This window comes from Pseudoxanthomonas sp., assembly GCF_027498035.1.
Classification (GTDB): domain Bacteria; phylum Pseudomonadota; class Gammaproteobacteria; order Xanthomonadales; family Xanthomonadaceae; genus Pseudoxanthomonas_A.
Map to the genome: position 1 here is coordinate 902,089 of NZ_CP114978.1, position 24,241 is coordinate 926,329.

The 24,241-nt window shown below is 65.7% G+C and carries 21 protein-coding genes; 3 read left to right on the plus strand and 18 right to left on the minus strand.

From position 1 onward, the window contains the following. Positions 1-86 precede the first annotated feature (86 nt). The 16 genes from O8I58_RS04040 to O8I58_RS04115 form a co-directional block, all read right to left on the minus strand. Complete coding sequence (locus tag O8I58_RS04040; protein ID WP_298320899.1) at positions 87-2,009, minus strand: CocE/NonD family hydrolase; 1,923 nt, start codon at positions 2,007-2,009, stop codon at positions 87-89. 140 nt (positions 2,010-2,149) lie between these two features. Next, a complete protein-coding gene (locus O8I58_RS04045; RefSeq protein WP_298320901.1) occupies positions 2,150-3,061 on the minus strand; it encodes a hypothetical protein in 912 nt (303 codons plus the stop codon). Further along, positions 3,061-4,353 (minus strand): glycosyltransferase family 2 protein, encoded by a 1,293-nt coding sequence (locus O8I58_RS04050; protein WP_298320903.1) that lies wholly within the window; start codon positions 4,351-4,353, stop codon positions 3,061-3,063. Before O8I58_RS04050 ends, O8I58_RS04045 begins: the two co-directional genes overlap by 1 nt. A gap of 332 nt (positions 4,354-4,685) precedes the next feature. Beyond that, positions 4,686-5,939 (minus strand): glutamate-5-semialdehyde dehydrogenase, encoded by a 1,254-nt coding sequence (locus O8I58_RS04055; RefSeq protein WP_298320904.1) that lies wholly within the window; start codon positions 5,937-5,939, stop codon positions 4,686-4,688. A gap of 75 nt (positions 5,940-6,014) precedes the next feature. Further along, positions 6,015-8,765, minus strand: coding sequence for a serine/threonine-protein kinase (locus O8I58_RS04060; protein ID WP_298320905.1), 2,751 nt, complete (start codon positions 8,763-8,765; stop codon positions 6,015-6,017). Positions 8,766-8,823: 58 nt separating this feature from the next. After that, positions 8,824-9,987 (minus strand): glutamate 5-kinase, encoded by a 1,164-nt coding sequence (gene proB, locus O8I58_RS04065; protein WP_298320906.1) that lies wholly within the window; start codon positions 9,985-9,987, stop codon positions 8,824-8,826. 40 nt (positions 9,988-10,027) lie between these two features. After that, positions 10,028-10,288: a YciI family protein gene (locus tag O8I58_RS04070; protein WP_298320907.1), complete on the minus strand. Its 261-nt coding sequence runs from the start codon at positions 10,286-10,288 to the stop codon at positions 10,028-10,030. Between the two features lie 448 nt (positions 10,289-10,736). Then, entirely contained in the window at positions 10,737-12,035 is a 1,299-nt protein-coding gene (locus O8I58_RS04075; RefSeq protein WP_298320909.1) for an argininosuccinate lyase, read from the minus strand. 160 nt (positions 12,036-12,195) lie between these two features. Continuing rightward, the gene (gene argC, locus O8I58_RS04080) at positions 12,196-13,152 is read right to left on the minus strand and encodes an N-acetyl-gamma-glutamyl-phosphate reductase (protein ID WP_298320911.1); all 957 of its coding nucleotides are present in this window, start codon (positions 13,150-13,152) and stop codon (positions 12,196-12,198) included. Continuing rightward, entirely contained in the window at positions 13,149-13,760 is a 612-nt protein-coding gene (locus tag O8I58_RS04085; protein WP_298320912.1) for a GNAT family N-acetyltransferase, read from the minus strand. The genes argC and O8I58_RS04085 overlap by 4 nt, the downstream gene beginning before the upstream one ends. A gap of 2 nt (positions 13,761-13,762) precedes the next feature. Further along, entirely contained in the window at positions 13,763-15,028 is a 1,266-nt protein-coding gene (locus O8I58_RS04090; protein ID WP_298322716.1) for an acetylglutamate kinase, read from the minus strand. Positions 15,029-15,178: 150 nt separating this feature from the next. Next, on the minus strand, positions 15,179-16,276 hold the full coding sequence (locus O8I58_RS04095; protein WP_298320913.1) for an acetylornithine deacetylase: 1,098 nt from the start codon (positions 16,274-16,276) through the stop codon (positions 15,179-15,181). 27 nt (positions 16,277-16,303) lie between these two features. Beyond that, positions 16,304-16,747 carry a GNAT family N-acetyltransferase gene (locus tag O8I58_RS04100; protein WP_298322719.1) on the minus strand — a complete coding sequence of 148 codons (444 nt, stop codon included), beginning with the start codon at positions 16,745-16,747 and terminating at the stop codon, positions 16,304-16,306. After that, positions 16,747-17,943, minus strand: coding sequence for an argininosuccinate synthase (locus tag O8I58_RS04105; protein WP_298320915.1), 1,197 nt, complete (start codon positions 17,941-17,943; stop codon positions 16,747-16,749). Before O8I58_RS04105 ends, O8I58_RS04100 begins: the two co-directional genes overlap by 1 nt. Before the next feature lie 27 nt (positions 17,944-17,970). After that, positions 17,971-18,981, minus strand: coding sequence for an N-acetylornithine carbamoyltransferase (locus tag O8I58_RS04110; RefSeq protein ID WP_298320917.1), 1,011 nt, complete (start codon positions 18,979-18,981; stop codon positions 17,971-17,973). Between the two features lie 298 nt (positions 18,982-19,279). Then, positions 19,280-19,813 carry a hypothetical protein gene (locus tag O8I58_RS04115; RefSeq protein ID WP_298320919.1) on the minus strand — a complete coding sequence of 178 codons (534 nt, stop codon included), beginning with the start codon at positions 19,811-19,813 and terminating at the stop codon, positions 19,280-19,282. A 140-nt stretch (positions 19,814-19,953) separates the two neighbouring features. On the opposite strand from O8I58_RS04115, the gene cysS reads away from it, so the two are divergent. The 3 genes from cysS (at position 19,954) to O8I58_RS04130 (ending at position 23,149) form a co-directional block, all read left to right on the plus strand. Next, entirely contained in the window at positions 19,954-21,321 is a 1,368-nt protein-coding gene (gene cysS / locus O8I58_RS04120; protein WP_298320921.1) for a cysteine--tRNA ligase, read from the plus strand. A 137-nt stretch (positions 21,322-21,458) separates the two neighbouring features. After that, positions 21,459-21,899 carry a SufE family protein gene (locus O8I58_RS04125; RefSeq protein WP_298320923.1) on the plus strand — a complete coding sequence of 147 codons (441 nt, stop codon included), beginning with the start codon at positions 21,459-21,461 and terminating at the stop codon, positions 21,897-21,899. After that, on the plus strand, positions 21,896-23,149 hold the full coding sequence (locus O8I58_RS04130; protein WP_298320925.1) for an MFS transporter: 1,254 nt from the start codon (positions 21,896-21,898) through the stop codon (positions 23,147-23,149). Before O8I58_RS04125 ends, O8I58_RS04130 begins: the two co-directional genes overlap by 4 nt. Before the next feature lie 76 nt (positions 23,150-23,225). Here O8I58_RS04130 and O8I58_RS04135 read toward each other — a convergent pair whose 3' ends face one another. Further along, positions 23,226-23,435 carry a hypothetical protein gene (locus tag O8I58_RS04135; protein WP_298320926.1) on the minus strand — a complete coding sequence of 70 codons (210 nt, stop codon included), beginning with the start codon at positions 23,433-23,435 and terminating at the stop codon, positions 23,226-23,228. Between the two features lie 100 nt (positions 23,436-23,535). Continuing rightward, positions 23,536-24,234 (minus strand): DUF2058 domain-containing protein, encoded by a 699-nt coding sequence (locus O8I58_RS04140; protein WP_298320928.1) that lies wholly within the window; start codon positions 24,232-24,234, stop codon positions 23,536-23,538. Positions 24,235-24,241 lie beyond the last annotated feature (7 nt).

The following is a 24,241-nucleotide window of genomic DNA, read 5'->3' on the forward strand; positions in this document are numbered from 1 at the left end:
GACGCGAATACGAAAACCACCAACAGCCAATCAGGATTTCCCGGAGACCCACCACACCGGCACCGTGGCCGGCATGGCGACAGCGCTTATTCAACCGGCAGGCTGATGAAGCTCGGCTGCTGCGGGGTGTGCCAGATGCGCTGGGTGGCTTTCTGGTAATCGCCCGGCTTGGCGAAGAAGATGTTGTCGACGAAGGTCTGCGGGTTGCGGTCATACAGCGGGAACAGGCTGGACTGCACCTGCACCATGATCCGGTGGCCCTTCTTGAAGGTGTGGTTGGCGTTGGGCAGGTCGAAGTCGTAGGCCAGCGTCGCGTTCGGCGTGATCGCCTTGGGATGTTCGAAGCTCTCGCGATAGCGGCCGCGGAAGATCGTCAGTGCCACCGGCAGTTCATAGCCGCCCATCTGCGGGTCGGACGCCACTTCATCCGGGCCGACATCGATCAGCTTCACCACCCAGTCGCTGTCGCTGCCACTGGTCGAGGCCTGCAGGTTGACCTGCGGCCGGCCGGCAATCTTGACGTCTTCGGTCAGCGGCGCGGTCTCATAGGTCATCACGTCGGGACGGCCATCGACGAAGCGCTGGTCGTGCACCAGCCAGGTGGTCCACATGCTGCGATCGGAGAAATCCACCGGGCGCGGCACGAACGGCACCGGCTTGGCCGGGTCGGACACGTACTCGTCGTATTCGGCCTGGCCTGCGCGCGGCGCATCGAAGGACAGCTTGCCGCCGGCCTCCAGGTACAGCGACTTCGGCTTGATCTTGCAGCCTTGCTCGCAGACCTGCGGCCAGGCCTTCAGGCGGTCCCAGTGGTTTTCACCGGTGTTGTAGATCAGCACTGGCGGTGTGTCGGCCTTGGGTGCGCCATCCATCAGGTACTGGTTGAAGAACGGCAGTAGTACGTCGCGGCGGAACTGCAGCGCGGTGTCGCCATCCCACTTCAACGCGCCCAGGCTGCTGCCGTCATAGTTGACTTGGCTGTGACGCCATGGACCCATAACCAGATAGTTCTTGTCGTTGCCGGTATCGCGCGCTTCCATCGCCGCGTAGCTGTGGTTGGCGCCGTACATGTCTTCCTGGTCCCACAGGCCCTGCAGCCACATGGTCGGCACCTTGATCGGCGTCGTCGCCATGACCTTGTCCAGCGCCTGGTCCTGCCAGAAGGCGTCGTAAGTCGCGTGTTCGGTCAGCTTATGCCACCACGGCAGCTGGTCCAGGCCAGCGGCCTTGGCGTAGTCACCAGCCGAACCGGCGCGCAAGAAATTGCTGTAGTCGTCATAGCCTTCGCGGGCGATGGCGCTGCCCTTGCCGCGCTTGCTCAACTGGCCGGTGAAATAGTCGAAGTTGACCTGGCGGAACGCGCCATAGCTGAACCAGTCGTCGCCCATCCAGCCATCGACCATCGGGCTCATCGGGTTGGCGACCTTCAACGCGGGATGCGGGTTGGTCAGCGCCATCACCACGGTGAAGCCTTCGTACGACGAGCCGAGCATGCCGACCTTGCCGTTGGACTCGTGCACGTTCTTGACCAGCCAGTCGATGGTGTCCCAGGCATCGGTGGCATGGTCGACGTTGGTGCCGTTGAGCGGGCCCTTCAGCGGCCGGGTCATGACGTAGTCGCCTTCTGAACCGTACTTGCCGCGGATGTCCTGGATCACGCGGATGTAGCCGGCGTCGACGAAGACTTCATCGCCCTGCGCCAGCAGGTCGCGCATGTGCGGCGAATCCATCCGCGAGGTGCGGCCGTCGGCGTTGTACGGCGTGCGCGTCAGCAGCATCGGCGCGTGCGTGGCGCCCTTGGGAATCACGATGACGGTGTGCAACTTGACCCCGTCGCGCATCGGGATTTCCACCACGCGCTTGATGTAGTCGTTGGCCGCGTCCGGCACGACGAAGGTCTTGCCGGTAATGTCCGGGGTCATCGGCGTGGTCTGCGCCAACGCGGTCATGGGCAGTGCCGCGGCAAGCAGCAGGGACAACAGGGAAGGACGCAGCGCAGGCTGATGCATCGACCGATAGCTCCAGGCAGAAAATGACGGAGCCGACAGTCTATGCGGAGCCACCACCGGCCGGCACCCCGACTGATGGCACCCCACCAGGCAGGCCTTCCAACGCTTTCGGCGCGCTGCCGGCCTGCGCTTGCACCACCTCAGAATGCGTAGCGCAACTGCAACTGCATATAGCGGTAGTTATAGCCGCTGTCGCTGCTGCCGTTGATCGCCGGGGTGTCGGTATAGCCGGCATCCAGCCGCAGCCAGGCCTGTTTCCAGCGTGGCGTCTCCACCCCGAACTCCAGCAGGCGCGCCTGTCGCCAGGCGTCATCGCCGCTCTGCTGCCGGCCCAGGCCTGCCCGCGCATACCACTGCGTCCCGCCGATGTAGCGGCGCCAGGCCAGCACGCCCATCGCCTGCCGATACGTGCCCGGCGCATAGTAGTCGCCTTCACCGGTGTGGCTGTCGTGGTAGTAGCGCGTGCGCAGCTGCATGCTGATGCCCTGCTGTGGCAGCAGCGCGTAGACCAGGTTGGCGCGCAGGTGGCTGCGCAGGTTGTCACCCACGCCGAAGTCCTGCAGCGCCGCGAGCGTGGTCGCGCTCCAGCGTTCGGACAGGGGCAGGTCCAGCGCGCCACCGGCATAGGTCTGCACCCAGCCGTTACGCACGCCGCGCTGGGTCTCCAGCACATCGCGTTCGACGAAGAACTCCTTCCGGTAGGCGTCCTCGCTGTGGATGGAGGCATTGCCCAGCAGGCGATGGCCATTGCTGCCCACATCCCCCTCCCAGCGCCAGGCGCCAGCCAGGCCTGCGCCAGACAGATAGACGCGCTGTTCCTGCTTGTGCCAGCCGTCGCCGGAGAAGCGCGCGTCCTGCACCTGCACCCCACTCCACTGATCCGGCGCGACATAACGCCAATCCCAGCCGAGGTTGCTCTTAAGCGTCTGGTTGCCGTCGGAATCGGAACCAAGCACCAGGTCCGCCCGCACGGCCTGGTGCGCGCTGTCGTCTGCAGCAAAGGCCGGCGCACCCAGGGCTGCCAGCACGGCGATGGTGATCAGGTTCCGCATCACTTGGTCCCCCAGGTCTTGCGCAGGCCCAGGGCCTCCTTGGCGTAACCCAGCACGCAGACCGGCTGCAGGATCATGGTGTAGGCCAGGCTGTAGAACAGGAAGCCAACGAAATTGCGGCGCACCTTCAGGCTCTGGCTGCGGAACATCAGCGATTGCACGCGGAAGATGATCAGGTTCCAGATCATCGCCAACGGCAGGACCAGCAGGGTCATCGGCCCGGCAATCCAGTAGACGCCGAACAGCGCCAGTACCACGCCTGGAATGAAAGCGATGGTGTAGACCAGGTCCAGCGGCAGGAACAGCAGGTTCCACCAGATGAAGAGCGTGGTCATGCGCGGCTTGAACAACAGGCCGCCGTGGCGGGCGAAGGCCTCCATCAATCCACGTGACCAGCGCTGGCGCTGGCGCGAGAACTGCCCCAGCGAGGTCGGCACCTTGGTGAACAGGCAAGCATCTTCGCAGTAGCCGATGCGTGCACCGGTCTTGAGCAGACCCCACGACAGCACGATGTCCTCGCCCACGCATTCGGGCCAGCCACCGACTTCGTTCAAGGCCTCGCGCGTGTAGAGCGAGAACGCGCCCTGCGCCACCAGCGTGCCGTGATACATGCTCTGGATGCGTTTGACCGCCGCGATGCCGTGGAAGTAATCCCACTCCTGGCTGCGGGTCAGCAGGTTGACGCGCGAGTTGCGCACCAGCACCGCGCCAGCCACCGCGCCAGCCACCGCGACGGTGCCCTTCGGATCGGACAGGAAGCGGCCCACCAGCTTGCGCAGCGCATCGGCGCGCAGGCAGCAGTCGCCATCGACGGTGATCACCAGGGCCTGCGTGGTGTCGGCCAGGCCACGATTGAGCGCCTTGGACTTGCCACCGTTACGCACCTGCTCCAGCACCCGGATCTGCAGGCCCGGCCGTGCATGTTCGCGCGCAGCCGCCTGTGCGATGGGCAGGCTGTCATCGGTGGAGCCATCGTCGATGACCACCACTTCCACCTCACCGGTGTAGTCCTGCCGGGCAAAGCTGGCCAGGGTCTCGGCGATGTTGGTGCCTTCGTTGTAGCAGGCCACCAGCACGCAGATCGGCGGCTGTGTCTGTACCTGCAGGCGAGGCGGACGCCGATCGGCCAGGACCGAGCCGATCAGGAATGCGTTCATGAAACCCGGTACGTACGCGATGAACGTGATGACGACCAGAGCGCCGACAAAACCGATCGGCTTGGTCAGTTCGTGCAACCAGCCCAGCGACAGATAGACGCTCAGCCCGGTCCAGAGCACGGAGAAAAACAGCACCAGCGCATATTTCAGGCGGACCGGAACGTAGAAACGACGGGGCGTCGGAGTGAGCTCCGCCGCAGTAAGCGCCTCTCCGGCTGCGACGGGCGCCAGCGCAAGGGTGGAACAAGCGACATCAGACATTGCGGGATCGGCCAGGGGATGGATTTCATCCCCGTGTCCGCAGCATTCATGCCAACCATGAAACCCCGGAATCACGCGTCCTTAACGCCCTGACCCATCCTCGCAGCGATGAAAAATGTGACGTAACGCAAAAAATTGACGCGTAAGGTCACATGCCAACCGACCCTGTCCCCACCAGCTTCCTCCGCAACAACCGGCGATCCGGCCTACACCAGCGCCCGCGTCTGGCCTTGCCCCTGCACCACGAAACGTTCGACGGTGAGCGCTTCAAGCCCCATCGGGCCGTAGGAATGCAGGCGCGTGGTGGAGATACCGATCTCCGCGCCCAGGCCAAGTTCGCCACCATCGGAGAAACGCGAGGACGCGTTGACCATCACCACTGCGGCCCGCAGTGCGGCGACGAAGGCTGCGGCGTTGGCCTCATCGCGCGTGGCGATGACTTCGGTGTGGTCTGAGCCGTAGTGGCGGATATGGGCGATGGCTTCGGCCAGGTCGGGCACCACGCGCACGGCCAGGATCAGGTCCAGGAACTCGGCCGCGTAGTCCTCATCGGACGCAGGACCGGCTTCGGCCACCAACACGCGCGTGGCTTCATCGCCACGCAGCTCCACCTTGCGCGCCAGCAGCGCCTTGGCCGCCAGCGGCAGGAAGTCGCTGGCGATGTCCTGGTGGACCAGCAGTGTCTCCAGCGAGTTGCAGGCGCTGGGCCGCGACACCTTGCCGTCCACCAGCAGGCGCACGGCCAGTTCAAGGTCCGCGCTGGCATCGACGAACAGATGGCACACGCCCTTGTAGTGCTTGATGACCGGCACGCGCGCATGCTCGGCGACGAAGCGGATCAGGCCTTCGCCACCGCGCGGGATGGCCAGGTCGACGATGTCGTTGAGCTGCAGCAGTTCCAGCATCGTCTCGCGACGCAGGTCGGTGACCAGGGTCAACGCGGCTTCGTCGATGCCGGCGGTGCGCAGCGCGCCCTTGAGCGCTTCGGCAATCGCGGTATTGGAATGGATGGCTTCCGAACCACCGCGCAGGATCACGCCGTTGCCTGCCTTGATGCACAGCGCCGCGGCATCGGCGGTCACGTTGGGGCGGGCTTCGTAGATCATCGCGATCACGCCCAGGGGCACGCGCACCTTGCTGACCTGGATGCCGTTGGGGCGCACATCCTGGCGGGTGACCTGGCCAACCGGATCGGGCAGCACGGCCACTTCACGCAAGGCCGCAGCGATACCGGCGATGCGTTCGGGGTTTAAGGTCAGGCGGTCGAGCATGGCGCTGCCGATGCCCTTGTCGCGCGCAGCCTGCAGGTCGAGTGCATTGGCGGCCAGGATCACGTCCTGTCCGGTCTCCAGCGCCGATGCCATCGCGTTCAACAGCACGGTCTTGGCGTCGGACGAAAGCTGGGCCAGCGCCTGTGAAGCTTCGCGGCAGGCCAGCGCCTGGGTCTTGATGTCAGTCATCTCGCTCACTCGTTGACGGTGCCGTCCTGCAATGGGGCGGCATCATGATAGGACCAATGCGGTTGCAGCCAGCCACTAGCGGGCAGCCGACTGCGACAGGACTGCCCTGGACCCAGCCAAGGCCAGCAGGGCGCGGCTGCGACGATTGTCAGCGCCCCAGCGTTGTTCGGCGATGGCCGCGGCCGGCGCTGCCAGCCGCGCAGCGGTGGCAGCATCGCCGCGCTTCGCCGCCAGCGCGGCCTCCAGCCAGACCGCATCGATGGCGCCGGTCGCATAGACCGGTGCGTGGACTTGCCGGTTGAGCGCGTCGAGTCGCGTCAGCGCCGCGCGCGCGGCAGCGTCCTGCCCATCGACCAGCTGCGCCTGTCCCATTCCGGACAGCACGCTGGCGCGCAGGTCGGTGAGTTCGGTCGGTGGTCGCCGTGCCAGTTCACCATCGATCTCGCTATAGCGCTTCGCGGCCTGCCGGGCCTGGCCACGACGCGCCGCCAGGTCGGCCTGCAGATTCAGTGCCTGCAGACGGTTGCCGACCGCCCACGAGGCGCCAGCACGCGCCCGCTCATCCAGCTGGGGCATTGCGGCATCGACCAGGCCCGCAGCGTCATCCAGGCGATCCTGGTCCAGCAAGGACTCGACCAGCGACAGCTGCGTACTCAGATGGAAATCCGGCGCGATGGCCGCGAACGTCGAGGAAATCGACAGCGCCCGGCGCAAGGCCTGCTCGGCGTCGGCTGGATGGCCGATCTGGATCAGGGCATCGCCAAAGAAGGCCAGCAGGCCGGCCAGGCCAGGCCCGCTTTTGCCATAGGCGCGATCGTAGGTGGCAATGGTGGCGCGGTAGCGTTCCACTGCACCGTTCGGGTCGGTGCGGATCGACACCAGCGCACGCACGAAGCGGTAGTACAGCAGGCCGGCATCGTTGTCGGCACCATATAGTTGGGTCGCAAGGGCCAGCGCCTCGTCGGCCCGGGCGATCGCACCGGCATCGTCGCCGCCCGAGGCCTGCGCCATGCTCAGTGCCGCCAGCGCCTGGACTTCCAGTTCGCGATCCGGCGTGGGAGCCGCGCGCAACGTGGCCAGGATCTGCGACAGTTCGCTGCGAATCCGGTCCAGGGGCATCTGCCTGACCGCGATTTCCGAATACAGCCGGTTGATCCGCACCCGCAGGATTTCATCCTCCGAAGCACCCGGCGCCTGCTGCAACAAGGCGATGGCCTCGGCATCGATGGACGCGGCCGATTCCAGGCCGACCACCATCGAATGCGCCCGCCCCAGCGCCGCCAGCATCCGGCCGCGCTCCAGTACATCGGCCGTATCGCTGGCCTGCAGGGCCCGCGCCCGTTCGAGCACCGGCAGCGCCTTGTCGCCACGGTCCAGCGCGTTGTAGGCGCGGCCAATCGCCAACATCAGCGAGGCGCGCACAGGCGCGGACATGCCGCGATCCGCATCAAGATCGGCGACACCCTTGTCCAGCACCTCGGCCACGGTGATGCGTTCACCGCGCTTGCGCACCGGGTCTGCGTTCTCGAACAACCCGCTCATGAAACCCGCCAGGGCCTGTGCGGTGTCACGCTCCCGCTCGACGCGGTGCAGCTGGCGCTCGCGTTCGATCCAGAACGCGGACAACAGGCCAATGACCAGCACGGCCACCGCCACCTGCGCGCCATGCCGTTTCAGGTACAGCCGCGCGCGGTACCAGAGTGCGCCACGTCGCGCCTCGACCGGGCGGGATTCGAGGAAGCGCTGCAGGTCCCGCTCCATCTCCGCGGCAGTCGCGTAGCGGTCGGCCTTCTGCGTGCGCATCGCTTTCATCACGATCGCATCGACGTCCGCGGGAATGCGGTAGTCGGCGCTTCTGCCCGGTGCCTGGCCAGCGGTCCGTCGGCGGCTGGGCGGCAGCAGGCGCCCGGTGACGATGGCGTTGGACATGGCCAGCAGCGAATCAGCCGCACCGAACGGATGTTCGCCGCAGGCCAGTTCGTACAGGACTGCCCCCAACGACCAGATGTCGCTGGCAGTGGTCAGTGATTCGCCACGCACCTGCTCCGGGCTGGCATAGGCCAGCGTCAGCATCCGCTGGTCGGCGGCAGTCTGCATCGCCGGCTCGGCCCCGTCCTCTTGCAGCAGCCGGGCGATGCCGAAATCCAGCAGTTTCGGCTCGCCCCGCGCGTCCACCAGGATGTTGGCCGGCTTGATGTCACGGTGCACCACCAGGTGCTGGTGCGCGTACTGCACCGCCGCGCAGACCCGCGTGAACAGATCCATCCGTCGTTCCAGCGGGAGCTCCCTTTCGCGGCACCAGACATCGATGCGCTGGCCCTGTACGTACTCCATCGCCAGATAGGGCTGGCCATCGGCCATGGTCCCGGCATCGATCAGGCGGGCGATGTTGGGATGGTCCAGGGCAGCCAGGATGCGTCGCTCCTCGGCGAAGCGACGCATCGCCAGCGGGTCCTGTCCCGCGCGCGCGTTCAGCAGCTTGAGCGCGACATGCTGGGTCGCACCGTCCATGCGTCGCTCGGCCAGCCACACCGTGCCCATGCCGCCCTCGCCGAGCCGACGCAGAATGCGATAGTCGCTGCCCCCGGCAGCGATGCGCTGGCCGCTGCGGTCGACGCTGGCATCAGCGTCATGAAGCACCAGCGGAGGCAGGCCGGCCGCGGTCTCTGCCTCGATCGCGGCCAGCAGCCATTCGGCCTCCTCGCGCAGTTCCGCATCGCCCGCGCACTCGGCCGCGAAATGGTTGGCCCGGTCCTGCGCCGGCAACTGGCTGACGGCGATCGCAATCGCCTTCGCACGTTCGTAGAGGGCCCGCTTGTCGCTCATGCCATCGTGCTGCCAGTGAAGGATTGGAATAGGGTCGGCCAGGCCAGTGCCTGGCCACTCAGGACTGGAGCAGCACCAGATCGTCGCGGTGGATCACGTTCTCGCCATAGCTATACCCCAGCACGGCTTCGATGTCGCGCGAATGGCGACGCGCGATGCGGCGGATGTCCGCGGCCGAGTACTGGGCAATGCCACGTGCCAGTGCATGATCACCCTGCGCATCACGCAGGCAGACCAGCACCATGTCACCGCGACGGAAGTCGCCCTCGGCCGCAGTCACGCCGCCGGGCAGCAGCGAGGCGCCCTTGCCGGTCATGGCGTTGGCCGCGCCAGCATCGACCAGGATCCTGCCCGGTTCGACCGGCGCATGCCGCAGCCAGCCCTTGCGCGCGGCGATGCGGGTCTGCGCGGCGTGGATCCGCGTGCCACTGAGCAGGTCCTGCGCCAGGCCGCGCACCACCTCTGCATTGCGGCCGTTGAACAGATAGGTCTCCACGCCGGCCGCGCCGGCCTTGGCGGCAGCCTCCAGCTTGGTCCGCATGCCACCGGTGCCGACACTGCTACCGCTGCCACCGGCCATGGCGAACACCTCCGGCGTCAGCGCCTGTACCTGGTCGAGCGGTCTGGCCAGCGGATTGCTGCGCGGATCGGCGGTGTACAGGCCATCGATATCGGTCGCGATGAACAAGGCATCGGCGTCCACCAGCGCGGCGACGATGGCGGCCAGGTTGTCGTTGTCGCCCAGCTTGAGTTCGTCCACCGAGACGGTGTCGTTCTCGTTGATCACCGGCAGCGTGCCCAGGCGCAGCAATTCCAGCAGCGTAGCCCGCGCGTTGAGATAGCGACGGCGGTTGCGCAGGTCGTCATGGGTCAACAGCACCTGCGCGACCGGGCGCTCGAAGAACCGCTGCCACAGCGCGATCAACTGCGCCTGCCCCAGCGCCGCCAGCGCCTGGCGCGCAGCAATCGGCGCCCCCGCTTCGGCTGCCCTGGGCACGATCCCGCGCCCAGCCGCGACCGCACCGGAAGACACGATCACTACCTCGCGCCCGGCCTGCACGTTGGCCGAGACGAACTGCGCCAGCCCCAGCGCGAACTTCGGCGACAGGCCCACGCCATCGGCAGCCAGCAGGCTGCTGCCGACCTTCAGCACCGCGCGGCGCCAAGTGGGAATCGACTGCGTGGTGAAAGGCGTGGCAACCAGGGAAGCGGTGTCGTTCATACGCTCGATCAGTGGGAGGTGAGTGCAACAAACACCGGGATCAGCCCGGCGTGTTCCATTCGTAGACGGTCAGTTCGGACGCATCGCGCAACACCAGCGGATCAGTCGCGACCAGCGCCCTGGCCTGTTCCAGGCTGTCGATGTTCTTCAGGATGTAGGCGCCACCGCTGCCATCGCTGAAATTGCCGGTGCGCTCCAACTGCCCTTCGACCTTCAGGTTGATCAGCCAGTCCTTGTGCGGACCGACCACGTCAGGCGGAAAGTTTTCCTTGCGCCTGGCCATCACCAGATACAGCTTCATATGTGGTCCTTGTGGTTCGTGCGACTCGCACGATGACCTTCATCGCAGAAGTCGCTGGATCCCCGCCTGCGCGGGGATGACGATCTGAAACGAAGCAGCGAAGTCCTGTCACTCAAACTCCTTTCGCCACGCTCGTTGCTATTGCTATTGCTATTGCTATTGCTGTTGCTGTTGCTGTTGCTGTTGCTGTTGCTCAGATGTTGACCTTGATCTTCAGCGCCTTAAAGCGGGCCGAGCACCGGAGCGGTGGCGGGCCGTAGAGGCGCCCTTGTCTGAGCGTAGCGAGTTTGGGCGCCGTGCCCGGCATCGCGAGGAGCGGAGGGAACCGGCCGAAGGCCGGCTCGTGTCGGCGCCTGCGGTTTTGGCTACTTTTGCCAAGACAAAAGTAGCTCGCGACGCCAGGCGTGAAAGCCTTGCTCTTGGCTGCTCAACCCGACGCCAGATGCGCTCAAGGTTCCAACACCTCCCACCGCGCCACCAACACCTCCAACTTCAAATCCGCCGCCGCCCCCGGCGACACCCGCGCCGCCAGGCTGCCTTCCGGCGTACGCCCCTGCCCTGCCGTATCGGACGCTGCCGCAGCCGCCTTGTAGGCATCGCGGAATGGCACGCCCGCCACCGCCGCCTCGACCGCCACGTCGGTCGCATACATGCCCGAATCAATCCCGGCGCGCAGCTTGTCTTCGCGCCATTCCAGGTTGGCCAGCAGCGCCGGCAGCAGTTCCAGCGCGGCCAGGCCACGGCCGAAGCCATGCACGATCGCGCCCTTGGATGACTGCAGGTCGCGGTGATAGCCCGACGGCAGCGACAGCAACTGTTCGATCTCTGTGCGCGCGGCGGCCACGCTGGCGTGGGTCGCGCGCATCAGTTCGATCACGTCCGGATTGCGCTTGTTGGGCATGATCGAACTGCCGGTGGTGTACTGCGCCGGCAGTGCGACAAAGCTGTATTCGGCACTGGTGAACAGCGACAGGTCCCAGGCAATCCGACGCAGGTCGAGCGTGGCCGCACCCAGGGCTTCCAGCGCGGCCAGCTCGAACTTTCCGCGCGAGAGCTGCGCGTAGATCGGCGAAACCTGCATGCGCGCGAAGCCGAGTTCGGCGGTCGTGTGCGCACGGTCCAGCGGCAGGTTGACGCCGTAGCCGGCCGCGGTGCCCAGCGGATTGCTGTCCACCAGCTTGAAGGTGTCGGCCGCACGCGTGGCGTTGTCGATGAAGGCCTCGGCCCAACCGGCCCACCACATGCCCGCCGAGGACACCACGGCGCGCTGGATGTGGGTATAGCCAGGCAACGGCAGGGCTTCCTCGGCAGCGGCACGATCCAGCGCGACCTTGGCCACCTCGCGGCTCAACTGCGCCACGCGCTGCAGCTTGTCCTTCAACCACAGGCGCGTGGCGACCAGGATCTGGTCATTGCGGCTGCGGCCGGTGTGGATCTTGCGACCAGCATCGCCCAGGCGTTCGGTCAGGCGCGCTTCGATGGCCGAATGGCAGTCCTCGAAGCGGTCATCCAGCACGAATGCGCCGCTACGGAAATCAGCAGCCAGCAGGTCCAGCTGCTCGCTCAGCCCAGCCAGCTCTTCCAGCGACAGGATGCCGATGTGCTGCAGGCCCTGTGCATGCGCCTTGCTGGCCGCGATGTCGTACAGGAAGAATTCGCGGTCCAGGATGACGTCGTCACCGGCCAGGAACGTCTGGATCTTGGCATCGACCGCAACGCCGGGTTTCTGCCACAACAGGTCTGCCATCGGTGTTTCTCCTGCGAAAGCGGCGGTACGAACCGCGCTTGGATTGGATGGTGGTACTTCGCCCTTGTAGAGCGGAGCTTGTTGCAATCCCCTTTTGGGGATTCCGCTGCTTTCCGGGCAAAGGCCCAGCGGAGCAAGCTCCGCTCTACAAAATCAGGGGTCAGTGCGGGATCGCGGTCAGCTCATCCAGGCCCAGGGCCAGGTTGAGGTTCTGCATCGCCTGGGTGGCGGCGCCCTTGAGCAGGTTGTCCAGGGTCGACACGATCACCACGCGCTTGTTGCCAGGTGCGGTAGTGAAGGCACCGATCTGCACGCCATGCTTGCCGGCGATCTGGCTCACCCACGGCGCGTCATCAACCACTTCGAGCAGCGGCTCGCCGGCATAGCGTGCTTCGAAACGCGCCTTGACCTCCTCGCGTGCCATCGGCTGCAGCAGCCACAGGTTGACCGTCATGGTGATGCCGCGGAAATGCGATGCCACGTGCGGCATGAACTCCACTGGCACACCCAACTGGGCGGAGACTTCGCGCTCGTGCATGTGGTTGGCCAACGCGTACGGCATCAGGTTGTCGTGCAATAGCTCCGGGTTGTTCTTGTCCGAAGGCGTGGTGCCGGCACCGGAATACCCCGACACGCCGAAGCACTGCGGCGGCCCGGCCAGCTGGTCCAGCAGCGGCGCGATCGCCAGCTGCATTGCGGTGGCGTAGCAGCCCGGGTTGCTGATGCGCCTCGAACCGGTGTATTTGTCGCGGGTCAGCTCCGGCAGGCCGTAATACCAGGACGGATCGAAGCGGTAATCGGCCGACAGGTCGACCAGGATCGTCTGCGGCGCCACTGCGTCGATGGCTTTGACGTAGGGCTCGGCCTTGCCGTTGGGCAGCGCCAGGATCACCGCGTCGGCGCCCTTGGCCGCGGCCGCGTCGGCATCCAGGTTTTCGTAGCGCAGCGTGCCGGTGTAGGCGTCGCTGTGGTCGGCCACGGCCTGGCCTGCGAGTTCGCGCGAGGACACGAACGCCAGTTCCAGCTGCGGGTGCGCGGCAATCAGCTTGATCAGCTCCGCGCCGGTATGGCCACGGGCGCCGATGATGCCAACCGTGTACGAGGTCTTGGAAGTCATGCGTGTTTGTCCAGGCGGTGCTGCAAGTGGGCCCTGACAGCCGGCCATTCGTGATCGAGGATCGAAAAGATGACGGTGTCGCGGATCGAACCGTCGGCGTGACGCTTGTGGGCCCGCAGCACGCCATCCTGGCGCGCACCGAGCCGCGCGATGGCCGTGCGCGAAGCGTGGTTGAACCAGCTGGTCTCGAACACCACCGACGCCGCGCCCAACGTATCGAAGGCATGGCCCAGCAGCAGCCGCTTGGCCTCGCTATTCAGGCCCGTGCGCTGCACGCGTGGCGCATACCAGGTGTAGCCGATGCTCAGCCGCGGCACGGTCGCATCCAGGTCGTAGAAGCGCGTGCTGCCAGCGACCTCGCCCTGCGCATCCAGCACCACGAACGCCAGGCATTCACCACGCGCCTGCGAGGCCAGCGTGGTGGCGATGTAGCCGTCGATCGCCTCGGCCTTGGGGACGCCGGTGTACCACAGCGCCGGCAGCACGCCGTCGGCGACGATCGCGCGCAGGCCATCGGCGTGTTCGGCGCCCATCGGCACCAGCGTGACATGCTGACTGCGCAGGGTCGGCACGCTGCGCCAGGTGTCAGGGAGTTGCGCAATGCCCATGCTCAACCTTCCAGCGTGGGCTGGCGCGTCGCGCAATGGGCCACGCATTGCTGGATCTGCTCGAAGTTGTCCATGCCGTACCAGAACACCTTCCACTTCTCCTGCTTGAAGCAGCCGTCGGACTCGGCGTAGTAGAAGATGTTGATCTGGTTGTTGTGGCGCGAACGCCAGAACAGCTGCGGGGTTTCCTCGCGCATCACGTTCCAGACCGCGCGGCCCAGGCCTTCGCCCTGCGCATCGTCGGACACGGCGAACTTGTCCAAGTACACCATGCCGTCGCCATCGGTGAGGATGATCGCGGTGCGGTAGTTCTCGCTCACATACGCGCGCAGCAGCTTGGTTTTCTCGAAGTAATCAGGCACCAGGCTGCGGCGGAAGCTGGATTCGATCAGCGCCTTCAGTTTGGGCAGGTCCAGTTCATCCCACGAGGTCGCCCTGAGGACACGCTCGCCGCGACGGACCAGCGTGCCCGAGCCCTTGTGGGTAAACAGTTCCTTGGCCAGGTCCGCGGGCCGGGTGATCGACACCGACGACTCCATCGGCAGCTTGTCCAGCAGGTCCTTGATCTGTTCGATCTTGACCTTCATGCCACCGTGGATCCACGGCTGGGCGATCAGGTGGTCGTATTCGGTGGACAGGTTGATCGAGTCGATCACCTTGCCCTGCTCGTCCAGCAGGCCACCGGTGCCGGTGAGGAAGATGATCTTGTACGGCTGCAATTCGCGCACCAGCTCGTTGGCGGCGAAGTCCGCGTTGATGTTGAGGATCTGCCCGGACGGAGTTTCGCCCAGGCTGGTGATCACCGGGATCGAACCGGCCTGCAGGCTGGCTTCGATCGGCGCCAGGTTGACGCCCTTGACCTCGCCGACCAGGCCGTAGGTGTCCTGGTCGAGGTAATCGGCCTCGAACACGCCGCCGGTGATCGACGTGGCGCGCGCACCGGCGGCCTGCAACGCTTCGACCAGTTTCAGGTTGGAGGCCTGGAACACCTTGCGCACGATCGCCAGGCCTTCGGGCGAAGTCACGCGCAGGCCGCCGACGGTCTGCTTGACGATGCCGGCGGCAGACAACTCGGCATCCAGTTGCGGGCCGGCGCCGTGCAGCACGATCGGGGTCAGGCCGACTTCCTGCAGGAAGGTCAGCGACGAAGTCAGGTCTTCCAGTTCGTCGCGCAGCACCGCGCCGCCCACCTTCACCACCGCAAAGCGTTTGGCATCGAGCTGCGAGAAACGCTTGAGGTACTGGCTGATTTCCTTCGCGCTGGCCATGCTCGAAAGCAAGCGCACGATGGTCTGGCGGGTCTGGGCGTTGGTGACAGTGATGTTCACGGTGTGCGGCGGGACTCTTGAGGGTGACGGGCGGCGCGAAGCCGTCGGCTTGTGCAAAGGGACGAACGGATCAGGCGTGCGGCAGGCGGATCACGGCGCGCCATTGATGATCTTGTGGACCGATTCGGCGTAGCGCTGCAGCTGCTCCAGCGTCACGAACTCATCAGCCGTATGCGCCTGGGCGATGTCGCCCGGGCCGTACACCAGTGCGGTGTAACCGCCAGCGGAAAACAGCGAGGCCTCGGTCCAGAAGTCGACCGCGTTGCCGATCGGCAAGTCCAGCGCATCGGCCACGTCGCGCGCGGCCAGGCGCTTGTCCTCGGCGCGGGCGATGTCGCCCGAGGGCAGGCTCGGGCCGCGGAAGGTCTCGGCGAAGCTTGCTGCAGCCGGCTCGGCGAAACCGGCAAAGGTTTCCAGCAACTGGTCCACGTCCATCGATGGCAACGGACGAAAGCCGAATCGCAGCTCGGTCGCCGGCGCGATCATGTTGGCCTTGATCCCACCTTCGACCCGGCCGATGTTGAAGCGCAAGCCGGTCAGCCCACCGAAGCGCGCATGGCTGAGCGATTCGACATGGTCCAGCGCGCGGCCACCCCAGCGCATCGCCTGGTGCAGCGCACTGGCCGACGGATCCTGCTTGCCCGATGCGTGGCCCGCACGCCCGGCGAAATGCATCAGCACCGAGCTGATCCCGCGATGGGCCAGCACCGCTTCGCTCATGGTCGGCTCGGCGACCAAGATCGCCTCGTACGGCAGCCCATGGGCCAGGAACGCGGCGATGCAGCGCGGATCGTTGGCTTCTTCGTCGGACGAAAACAGGAACGCCGCATCGCCATCACCGGCGTTGGCCGCGGCCAGCAGCGCCGCCGCCGCGCCCTTGATGTCACACACGCCCAGGCCGACCACGCGATCAGGCTCACGGCGCATCACGTGCGGATCGGCACTCCAGTGCGGCGAATCGGGCACGGTGTCCAGGTGCACGTTGAACAGGTACTTCGGCGTGCCACGCACCGCGTACAGGCTGACTGCACCCGCACCGTGGTCGATCACTTCCACGTTGAACCCGGGCAGGTTGGCGCGCAGGTAATCGAAGATGCCATCGGTGCCGATCGCACGCGGCGGATTGCGGGTATCGAAGGACACCAGCTGTTCCAGGTGCGTCAGGGTACTGTCGAGAAGCGTGGTCATTGCAGAAGTCTTGTGTGGCGCGAAAGGTCAGGCCGTGGCCCGGGAATAGATGTCGATGTCGACGATTTCCATCAGCCGTTCCGGGCGTTCCACCACGGAAAACCCGTGCTGCGCGTACAACCCGTGCGCATCGAAGGTGGCCAGCATGAAGCGGCGCAGGCCCTGCAGCTGCGGATGGCCCAGGATCGCAACCACCAGCTGCTTGCTGTAACCCTGGCCTCGATGCTCGGGCAGCACGAACACATCGGCCAGATAGGCGAAGGTCGCCAGGTCGGTGATCACCCGCGCGAACGCCACCTGGCCCACGCCATCGAGGTAACCGCCGAAGCACAGCGAGCCGTCGATGGCCCGCTGCACCACGTCCAGCGGAATCTGCCTGGACCAGTACGCGTTACGCAGGAATCCGTGGATCAGGGGAACGTCGAGTTCCCCCTTGTCATTGCTGATGCGCAGCACGGTCATGGCGTCGATCAGCCGTGGTTGACCTGGGCGTACAGGGTGGAGCTCATGCCGAACAGCTTGATGAAGCCCTCGGCTTCCTCCACGCCCCAGTCGGCCGACTGCGCGTAGGTGGCACCCTTGGCGTTGAGCAGGTGCGGCGACTTCACCGCCACGGCCTCGACGCGACCACCGTCGCTGCGCAGCACGACTTCACCGTTGACCTTGGCCTGCGAAGACTTCAGGAAGGCTTCGATGTCGGACTTGAGCGGGTCGTGGTAGAAGCCTTCGTACACCAGCTCGACCCACTTGCGCGCCACTTCCGGCTTGAAGCGGTTCTGCTGCTTGGTCAGCACCGCGTCTTCCAGCGCGCGGTGCGCGGCCAGCAGCGAGACCAGGCCCGGGGCTTCGAACACGATGCGGCCCTTCAGGCCGATCACGGTGTCGCCGGTATACACGCCACGGCCCACGCCATAGGCCGCGAACAGCTTGTTGAGCTTGGCCAGGATCTTCTCGCCGGCGAGCTTCTCACCATCAATCGCGACCGCTTCGCCTTCGACGAAGGTCAGGGTCACCGACAGCGGTGCTTCGGGCCATTCGGCGCGGGTCGCGCACCAGCCGCGGGCACCTTCGCCCGGGGCTTCCCAACGGTCGATCTCGCCACCGGACATGGTCAGGCCCAGCAGGTTCTCGTTGATGGTGTAGGCCTGCTGCTTGGCACGCACGCCGAAGCCACGGTCTTCCAGGTACTTCTGCTCGTAGGCACGGGTCTGGGTGTGCTCCTTCTGGATCTCGCGGATCGGGGCGACGATCTCGTAGTCACCCAGCGCCTTGACCGCCAGGTCGAAACGCACCTGGTCGTTGCCCATGCCGGTGCAGCCATGCGCGATGGCCTTGGTGCCCAGCTCGGCGGCGCGCTTGAGCGCGGCATCGACGATCAGGTAACGGTCGGACACCAGCAGCGGGTACTGGCCCTGGTAGCCCTCGCCAGCCCACACGAACGGCTTGACGAAGCCATTCCAGATCGCCGGGCCGCCATCGACGGTGACGTGGCTGGCCGCACCCAGTTCAGCGGCGCGCTTCTCGATGAAATCGCGCTCCTCGGCATCCACGCCACCGGTATCGGCGAACACGGTGTGCACGGCGTAGCCCTTTTCCTGCAGGTAGGGAATGCAGAAGCTGGTGTCCAGGCCGCCGGAGAAGGCCAGCACGATGTCTTTCTTGCTCATGATCGAAACGTCCGAAGAAGTGGGGGTTTATTGCGAAATCAGGGCGGCCATGATCGCCTTCTGCACGTGCAGTCGGTTTTCGGCCTCATTGATGGCGATGCACTGTGGCGAGTCCATGACCGCGTCGGTGGCTTTCACGTTCCGGCGCAGCGGTAGGCAGTGGCTGAAGACGCCGTTGTTGGTCAGGGCCATCTTGGCTTCGTCCACGATGAAGTGCTTGTAGTGGTCGCGGATCGGCTTTTCCGGACCCCAGTTACCGAAGTACGGCAGCGCGCCCCAGCTCTTGGCGTACACGACGTCGGCATTGGCGTAGGCGCTGTTGATGTCGTGGCTGACCTGGATCGAGCCGCCGCTTTCGTCGACGTTGTCCTGGGCCCAGCCCATATAGCGCTCATCCAGGATGTAGTCCGGCGTCGGGCACAGCAGGGTCACGTCCATGCCCATGCGCGTGGCAATGGTCAGGGCCGAATTGGCCACTGCGGTGTTGAGCGGCTTGGGATGGTAGGTCCAGGTCAGCACGTATTTCTTGCCGCGCAGGTCCTGGGTGCCGAAGTGCTCCTGCAGCGCCATCACGTGGGCCAGCTCCTGGCACGGATGGGTGATGGTCTCCATGTTGATGACCGGCACCGGGCAGTACTTGGCGAAGCTCTTGAGCACGCGGTCCTGGCGGTCGATCTGCCAGTCCACGAACTTCGGGAACGCACGCACCGCGACGATGTCGGCATAGCGCCCCAGCACCTGCGCCACTTCGGCGATGTGCTCTTCGGTATCGCCGTCCATCACCGTGCCCAGGTCGAACTCGATCGGCCACGCGTCCTTGCCCGGCTGCAGCACCACGGCATGGCCGCCCAGCTGGAAGGTGCCCAGCTCGAAGCTGGTCCGCGTGCGCATGGAGGGATTGAAGAACACCAGTGCCACGGACTTGCCTTTCAGCTCGCTGCCCAGCTTGTTGCGCTTGAACAGCGCAGCCTGGGTCAACAGGGCGTCCAGGTCCGGGCGGGACCAGTCCTGGGTGTTCAGGAAGTGCTTCATGGCCATCGAATCATCCTTACTGCGTGGGCGGCGCGCGATGCGCGGTTGCGGTTGAAACTTCTTGGTAACGCGAAAACGAAAAAACCCAGCCTGTTGGCTGGGTTTTTCCGGTAAACAAGCGACGACCTCCGGTGACCCAGCTAGTTGCAGGTTTCCGGTCGACGAGCACGCGATGTCATTCCCGAGGCCATCCGGGCGGAACTTGCGTACTGGTGCGAAGAGGTCTTCATAGGGCGCGCATCCTCGCATGGGCCATGACCGTGGCGCAAGGCCTGGCGCGCGTCACTTCAAGCGGCATGACGCGCTAGGGGTTGCCCGCGCGGATCTGGCCAGGGGCGTACGGCATCACCGACACGCGGATCCGCAACCGGTTGCCGGGATCTTCGGCCAGGCGCGAACGGTATTTGGTGCCCTTGTAGACGTAGTCCACGTCATAGGCGATCGGGCTGCGGAATTCGCGCTCGACCGTGACCATGCGGCAGTTCTGCCCGGTCGCCACCGGCGCAGGCGATGCATTGGCATCAGCCCGTGCCGCATCCTTGTCATCCTTGTCGTCACTGCCAAAGATGCCCTTGACCGAATCGACCATGCGCGCGATCCGGCCCTCCTCCTTCGGCTTGTCGCCGCTGGCTGCGTCCTTGGACGCATCGGCAGGCGGATCGCATTGCTGCTCGGTCCGGGTGGCGCGCAGGACCTGGTAGACCGGCTCGACCGACAGCACCTGGGCATAGTCGATGCGCACGTTCTCCATCGGAACCACCGTCGCCTGCTGGGCAAACGCGGCCGGGACCGGGGCCGACAGACAGGCAAGCAGGAGGGCGCGGAAAGCTCGGGGCATGCAGCAACACTATAAGCAACTGACGACGGGGTCGACGACAGCACAGTGTAGGCAGCGCGGAACACTCGGGGCTGAATCCGGGCTGTCAGCGATCCTGGCGGCTCGCTAGAATCGCAGACCTGCTTCCAACGCCTGCCCCCATGTCCCTGCAGCTGTTCAACACCCTGTCGCGCACCGTCGAACCCTTCGCCCCGTTGGAACCGACCTGCCCCACCCTGTATGTGTGCGGCCCGACGGTCTACAACTACGTGCATATCGGCAATGCGCGCGGCCCGGTGGTGTTCGGCGTGCTGGCCCAGTTGCTGCGCCGGCGCTTCGGCAACCTGCGCTACGCGCGCAACATCACCGACGTGGACGACAAGATCAACACAGCCGCAGCCGAACAGGGCGTGCCGATCTCGACCATCACCGACAAGTTCGCCGCCGCCTATCGCGCCGACATGGCCGCGTTGGGCGTGGTACCCCCGGACATCGAGCCGGAAGCCACCGCGCACATCCCGCAGATCATCACCATGATCGAATCGCTGATCGACGGCGGCCACGCCTATGCCGCCGAAGGCCACGTGCTGTTCTCGGTGAGCTCGTTCGCCAAGTACGGCCAGCTGTCGGGCCGCGATCCGGAGGAAATGCTGGCCGGTGCGCGCGTGGACGTAGCACCGTACAAGCGCGATGCCGGCGATTTCGTGCTGTGGAAACCCTCCATCGATGCGCTACCCGGCTGGGAATCGCCATGGGGCCGCGGACGCCCGGGCTGGCATATCGAATGCTCGGCCATGGCCGCCGCGCACCTGGGCGAAACCATCGACATCCATGCCGGCGGCGTGGATCTGCAATTCCCGCACCATGAAAACGAAGTGGCGCAGAGCGAATGCGCGCATGGCGGCCGGACCTTCGCCCGGTTCTGGATGCACAACGGCATGCTCAACTTCGGCGGCACCAAGATGAGCAAGTCGATCGGCAACATCGAACGCGTGCACGACCTGCTGCAGCAGCACCCACCGGAAGCGCTGCGCTACGCGCTGCTGTCGGCGCATTACCGGCAACCGCTGGAATGGTCCGATGGCCTGATCGAGCAGTCCGTGCGCACCCTGGACCGGCTGTACGGCACGCTGCGCGACCTGGCGGACGTGGAAGCGGAAACCCGCATTCCGGCCAGCATCGAAGCGGCACTGGATGATGACCTCAACACCCCGCAGGCACTGGCCGAAGTGGCGCGCATCGCCGGCGAAGCCCGCAAGGCCGACGAAGGCCAGGACCGCGAGACATTGAAGTCGCAGCTGCTTGGCGCAGGCCTCGCGCTTGGCCTGTTGCAGCAGTCGCCGAGCGCCTGGTTCAACCGCGGCACCTCCAGCGACGACGATGCCCGCATCCAGGCGTTGGTCGAGGAACGCAGCACCGCCAAGGCGGCGCGTGATTTCACCCGCGCCGATGCCATCCGCCAGCAGCTCGCCGACGAAGGCGTCTTACTGGAAGACACCGCCCAGGGCGTGCGCTGGAAGCGCGCTTGACCTACTACACACTCGTCATCCCCACGAAAGCGGGGATTCACGGCCTTTCCTGACAAGCCCTGCGCACGCAGGATGCCCCGGCCAAGCCACTAGGTTCCCGCCTTCGCGGGAATGACGACTTAAAGAGATCCACCGACGTGACTAACACTGTGTTCCCGCTCGAACCCACCGCTGCCGATGCACAGGCCGCGATCAAGGAAGAGTTCGCCTTCTTCTCCGACTGGGCCGAGCGCTACCAGTACCTGATCGACCTGGGTCGCAAGCTGCCCGCGTTCCCGGAGGAGTGGAAGACCGAGGAACACCGCCTGCTCGGCTGCCAGTCGATGGTCTGGATCGTGCCGCAGGGCAACGCTGGCAAACTCGAATTCCAGGCCGTCAGCGATTCGGCCATCGTCTCGGGCCTGATCTTCCTGGCGCTGCGCGTGTACTCGGGCCGCTCGGCGCAGGAAATCCTGTCGACCGATCCTGACTACATTGCCGACATCGGCCTGGCCAAGCACCTGTCGCCCACCCGCAGCAATGGCCTGGCCGCACTGCTGGCCTTCATCCGCGAGACCGCCAAGGCGCAAGCCGCGTGAGTACCCCAGCCCCGGCTGGAACCGAAGTCGCTGCCCGCGAAGTCCTCACCCAACCCGGATTCCTGCGCACGCTGGCCTATCGCATCTGCGCCATCGTGTCCTACCAGGTGGTCTCGGTCGCCGTGGGCTGGCACATCTACCAGATCACCGGCAACACGTTGGCGCTGGGGCTGATCGGCCTGGCCGAAGTGCTGCCCTTCGTCTGCGTCGCGCCGTTCGCCGGGTATCTAGTCGACCACCTGCCCCGCCGCAGGCTGGGCATGGCCGCCTGCAGCGGCTTGCTGCTGACTGCCGTGATCCTGCTGTCGGTCAGTCGCGGCTGGCTGCCGTTCAAGGGCGTGTGGCCGATGTATGCAGCAGTCTGCCTGACCGGCATGGTCCGCTGCTTCCTGACCCCGGTGTACAACGCGCTGTTCGCCCGGGTGCTGCAGCGCAGGCAGTACGCGCGCGGCACCAGCATCGCCAACGTATTCTTCCAGTCCGGGCTGGTGCTCGGCCCGGCGCTGGGAGGCGGGCTTGTTGCCTGGGGCGGAACGACGCTGGCGTATTCGGTGGCCGTGATCCTGGCAGCCCTTTCCATTGGCGTGCTGTATCCGCTCAAGGTCGAGGAACCCATCGCCACCGGGCCGCGCGCGCCGGTCTTCAAGAGCATCGGCGAAGGCATGCGCTTCGTGTTCTCCAACCAGATCATGCTGGGCGCGATGGCGCTGGACATGTTCTCGGTGCTGCTGGGCGGCGCGGTGTCGATGCTGCCGGCCTTCATCCACGACATCCTGCATCACGGCCCGGAGGGGCTGGGCATCCTGCGCGCCTGCCCCTCTCTAGGTGCCGTGGCTGCGGGACTCTGGATCGCCCGCCATCCGATCGACAAGCACGCCGGACGCATCCTGATGATTGCGGTGGCCTGCTTCGGCCTGTGCACCATCGCGTTCGGCCTGTCGCGCAGCTTCTGGCTGTCGGCGGCAATCCTGGTGGCGTATGGCATCTGCGACGGCATCTCGATGGTGCTGCGCGGGACCATCATGCAGCTGGCCACGCCAGACGAAATGCGCGGGCGCGTGTCGTCGATCAACAGCATCTTCATCAGCTCGTCCAACGAGCTGGGCGCCTTCTACGATGGCGTGATGGCCCGCTTGCTGACCCTGGTGCCGGCCATCGTGCTGGGTGGGTTCGTGACCCTGTGCGTAGTGGCGATCACTGCCGTGAAAGCCCCGAAGCTGCGCGATCTGGCGATCAAGGATCTTCAGTAACGCGAAGGGCCACCGCTGGGTGGCCCTTCGACTGAATCAACCCGTGCCGCAAAGCGACACCGGCTTGCGCGTCCTATCAGGCCGCGACCTGTCGCAGTTGCCGATTGATGCGGACCAGTTCACGACCCGCCAGCACTGAGAAGATCAAGCCTGCTACAGCGATCGCCAATACGAACACATCCCGACTTCCGAAATGCGTCGGGGGCGCGACGGCGGCAGCAATGCTGGAAAAACCGAGCAGCAACGTGGCCAGGACCACGAGTAAAACGCTTGGGGCAACTTTCATATAGACACTCCCTGTGTGGACTTTCGAGTCGACCGTTCCGCCTTGCACAAGCAAAGCGTGGCAGCCGCATCATGCCCGCAACTGCTGGGCGTCGTGATCCTTACCAGATCAAATCATCCGGTACCTGGTACTGCGGATCCGCATATGGATCCTCTTCCGGCGTGGCATTGGGGTCGACCTTCAACGCCACGGCCTGCGGGAAGATTCCCTCCACTTCTGCCAGCAACGCCGCATCCACCAGCAGGTAACGACCGGCTTGCTGGACGATCCCCAGCTCGCCGGCGTTGAGCGCGGTGAGCTGCTCAGCCGTGACGTGGATCCGCTTGATCTTGCCGCCGTACGGAAAATGGCGAACGACTTCGGCAGCCGCATCGTTGAGCGTCTTGCCCTGGATCAGGGCATCAACCTTGGCCCGCGCCTCGCGACGCAGACGGGCTTCTTCCTGTTTGACGCGCTCGGCTTCGATGCGCTCGTCCTTCTCGCGCTGGGCACGGATCGCATAGGCCTTGGCCAGATCGATGTCCTCGCGCGAACGGGCGGGCTTGCCGTGGCTCGGGCGCGGCTGACCAGCGGGTTGACCACTCGGTCGGCCCTGCTGTGACTGGGGACCACGCCCCTGCCCACCCGGCTTGCCACCGGCATTCGGACGGCCTTCGTGCTTGCCGCCAGCCGGTCGTTGGCCGGCGTGTTGCGGGCGCCCCTGCGGCTTGCCGCCCGGCTTGCGGTCGGGCGTACGCTCAGGCTTGGGAGCGGGCTTGAAACCCAGCCCCAGCAGCTGGTCTCGCAGTGAATCTGTCATCAGGCTT